At 68.9% G+C, this 3,446-nt stretch carries 2 protein-coding genes and 2 pseudogenes; 3 read left to right on the top strand and 1 reads right to left on the bottom strand.

Annotated elements, in window-relative coordinates; translation table 11 throughout:
• Positions 1-91 precede the first annotated feature (91 nt).
• On the bottom strand, positions 92-1,261 hold the full coding sequence (locus ABZ854_RS37095) for a HoxN/HupN/NixA family nickel/cobalt transporter (RefSeq protein ID WP_361220425.1): 1,170 nt from the start codon (positions 1,259-1,261) through the stop codon (positions 92-94).
• A gap of 292 nt (positions 1,262-1,553) precedes the next feature.
• Between ABZ854_RS37095 and ABZ854_RS37090 the strand changes: the two are divergent.
• From ABZ854_RS37090 to ABZ854_RS37080, 3 genes and pseudogenes are all read left to right on the top strand, one after another.
• Positions 1,554-2,279 (top strand): annotated as a pseudogene (locus tag ABZ854_RS37090) (hypothetical protein); the annotation flags it as partial.
• Positions 2,192-2,539 (top strand): annotated as a pseudogene (locus ABZ854_RS37085) (hypothetical protein); the annotation flags it as partial. The pseudogenes ABZ854_RS37090 and ABZ854_RS37085, both read left to right, overlap by 88 nt.
• Positions 2,540-2,734: 195 nt before the next feature.
• Positions 2,735-3,307, top strand: a complete 573-nt coding sequence (locus tag ABZ854_RS37080; RefSeq protein WP_361220428.1) for a GNAT family N-acetyltransferase — start codon at positions 2,735-2,737, stop codon at positions 3,305-3,307.
• The last annotated feature ends 139 nt before the right edge of the window (positions 3,308-3,446 follow it).

The following is a 3,446-nucleotide window of genomic DNA, read 5'->3' as shown; positions in this document are numbered from 1 at the left end:
TCAACGGCTCGATCCGGTCCCACATCGCATCGGTGATCACTAATCGGACAGACACATCCGATCAACTGATCACCCATCAAAGAGACACGCTCTAGTCGGCGGTCTGCTCCGCCGGGGCCGACGGGGCCAGGTCCGCCGTCCACTTCTCCTCGATGCGGCCGACCTTCCACACCAGCAGGGCGATCGCCCAGGTGGCGAAGAACAGGCCGACGATGACGTAGCCGATGATGTTCAGGTCCAGGCCGGAGATCCAGTCCCAGAACGGTCCGCGCAGACCGGCCTTGTCGGCGACGAGGCCGAGCAGTTCGACGGTGCCGATGATGAGGGCGACGGCGACGTACAGGCCAGTGATGGTGAGGTTGTAGTAGACCTTGCGGACGGGCTTGGAGAACGCCCAGCCGTAGGCGAAGTTCATGAACGAGCCGTCGATGGTGTCCAGCAGCGACATGCCGGCCGCGAAGAGGACGGGCAGGCAGAGGATCGCGTACCAGGGCAGGCCGGAGGCGGCGCCGGAGCCGGCGAGGACGAGGAGCGCGACCTCGGTCGCGGTGTCGAAGCCGAGGCCGAAGAGGACGCCCAAGGGGTACATCTGCCATGGCTTCGTGATCGACTTCATCAGCCGGCCGAGGATGCGGTTCATGAAGCCGCGGTTGTTGAGCTGCTCCTCCAACGCGGCCTCTTCGAAGTGGCCGGAGCGCATCTGCCGGAACACCTTCCAGATGCCAACCATGATCACGAGGTTGATGATCGCGATGATGTAGAGGAACGTCCCGGAGACGGTCGTACCGATCCAGCCGGTGATGCTGTGCAGCTCGGAGCTGTCGTTCTCGACCGGGCCTGCCAGTTCCTTCACGCCCAGGGAGAGCAGGAAGGCGAGGGCGAAGACGATCGTGGAGTGGCCGAGGGAGAACCAGAAGCCGACCGAGAGCGGGCGTCGGCCCTCGTTCATAAGCTTCCGGGTGGTGTTGTCGATGGCGGCGATGTGGTCGGCGTCGAAGGCGTGACGCATGCCGAGGGTGTAGGCGGTGATGCCGATGCCGATGCCGAAGGTCTTGGTGCCCAGGCTGTAGTGCTCGGGAGCGACGATCGCCACCAGCGTGAACCAGCCGATGACGTGCAGAGCCAGGATGAAGGCGGCCATCCCGCCGACGCTCGCCCACTCCCTGCGGGTCATGGACGTGCGTATGCGGTGCCACGAGATACCGCGGCCGGCGCCTGAGGAGGCGGGGCGGGGAGAAGCGGAATCTGGAGCGGTTGTCATGGGGACGCGGGCCTTACTACTTGGCGAGCGGCTGTTTTCAGCCGCACCATCTAGGTTTCTGCAAATGAGTTGCAACAACAAGATGCTTGCAGTAAAGGCGGCGTCAGAATTCAGTCAGCGACTCGAAAAGAACGCAGGTCAAGGCACGCGTCGAGCCACTGGCCCGCCCACCCGGGGTCGTCCACCCCGCGAACCTCTGCGGACGCAGGAGGCTGTCGGACGGCGACCGCGAGGCCCCCCGCCTCACGGGCGGCGGTGGGTTACGGCGGGATAGCAGCTTCCCGTCGAGAGGGTGAAGGGCCCCGGCCGAGCGGCACTTCCATATGGCGTGGGCTCGGGGTGTCCGCTGCGTGCACGAGGAACCACTGATCGCCCAGGCACGCAAAGGGGGCCGCGCCCATGCGCCCGGCGGTCCCGACCGGCGGGCGTGGGCTCTCCCGTCGTGCTGGACATCGAGTCGTCCTGTGACGAAACCGGCGCCGGACTCGTCCGGGAAGAGCAGCTCCTTGGACTCGCGGTGGCGTCCAGCATGGACGAACACGCCCGCTACGGCGGCGTCGTACCGGAGATCGCCGCCCGCGCCCATGTCCACGCGGTCCGTCCGGTGGTCGAACGCGCCCTGAACGATGCCGGACTGCGGCTGACCGACGTCGGAGCGGCCGCCGTGACCACCGGATCGGGACTGTCCGGCGCACTCCAAGTCGGGCTGGCCGGAGCGAAGGGCCTGGCCTACGCGCTCGACGTCCCGCTCTACGGCGTCCACCACCTCGCCGGCCACGTCGCCGCCGACACCCTCGAACACGGCCCAGTGCCCAATCCCTGCATGGTGCTGATCGTCTCCGGCGGCCGCACCTCGCTGCTCCTCGTCCGCGACCTGGCACGCGATCCGATCATTCGTCTCGGTGACACCCTCGACGACGCCGCGGGCGAGTGCTTCGACAAGGTCGCCAGGGTCTTTGGACTGCCGTATCCCGGCGGCCCCGCCATCGACCGGGCAGCGCGCGGGGGGATCCAGGCGCCGTCCCCCTCCCCCGCCCGCTCCCCGCGTCGTACGACTTCTCCTTCTCCGGACTCAAGACAGCGGCGGCACGCTGGGCCGAGAGCCACGCGGGCACCGTACTGCCGGTCGCGGACGGGGCGGCCTCCCTCCAGGAGGCGATCGCCGACGTACTGGCCCGCAAGGCGGTGACAGCCTGCACGGAGCACGGCGTGGACACGCTGGTCGTGGTCGGCGGGGTCGCCGCCAACTCCTGGGTGCGCGCGCTGGCCGAGGAGCGCTGCCGGGCAGCCGGCATCGCTCTGCGCGTACCACCCCTCCGGCTGTGTACCGACAACGCGCGATGCTCGGCGCCGTCGGCGACCTCCTCGTACGGGCCGGAGCCGAACCGGCCCCCTGGATGTGTCCATCGCCCCGTCAGCGCCCCTGGAGTACGCGGCGCTGCATCCCACGGCCACGGCGGGGGCGGCCGCCTGATGTCTGCGCACATCCGCGTCTTTCCCGGCGAGGACCTGTCGCCGCACTCCGCCGCCCTGCATTCCGTCTACTCGATGCCTTCTGCGCCCCACCCTGGAACGAGGACGCAGGGGAAGGCCACCGCGTGCCTCGGCCGACTGGAAGAAGACGTCAAGCGCCCCGGCTTCACCGCAGCCGTCGCCTTGGAGGGGCCAGACGTCGTCGGCTTCACCACCGCGTGGACCACCATGGCCCCCTTCCCCACCGACCGCTGTTACCCCCAGGCCACCGTCGGCCTGGGCCCACAACGCACCGCGGAATGGCTGTGCGGAGCCGGCGAGATCGACGAACTCGCGGTCCGCCCCGCAGTACAGGGCACAGGCTTGGCCGCCGAACTGCTGGAGGCGGTCACCGCGGACGCTCCCGAGGGCCGCTCCTGGCTGCTCACCTCGGTCCGGGCCTCTCGGGCCATGGCCTTCTACCGCCGCCAGGGCTGGACACAGGCCACCCATCCCGCTCCCGAGGGCGAGGGCGTCGCCGTCTTCCTCGGCCCCCGCCACCCGGCAGGCGTCCTCGCCGCACCACCTCTCTAAACCTCGAAGCAGGAGGAGGACCGCGGCATGGCTGTCACGGCACACTGAACCGCCCCGGGTGAGGTGGAGACTCGATTCCGTGTAAGGATTCCGAGTCATGGCACGACCCTCGATGTACCCGCCCGAGCTGCGCAAGCGC

Origin of the sequence: Streptomyces sp. NPDC047028, assembly GCF_040644095.1 — a bacterium.
Classification (GTDB): domain Bacteria; phylum Actinomycetota; class Actinomycetes; order Streptomycetales; family Streptomycetaceae; genus Streptomyces.
The sequence above is the reverse complement of the archived record's forward strand: the minus strand, read 5'-3'. Positions and strand labels throughout refer to the sequence as shown.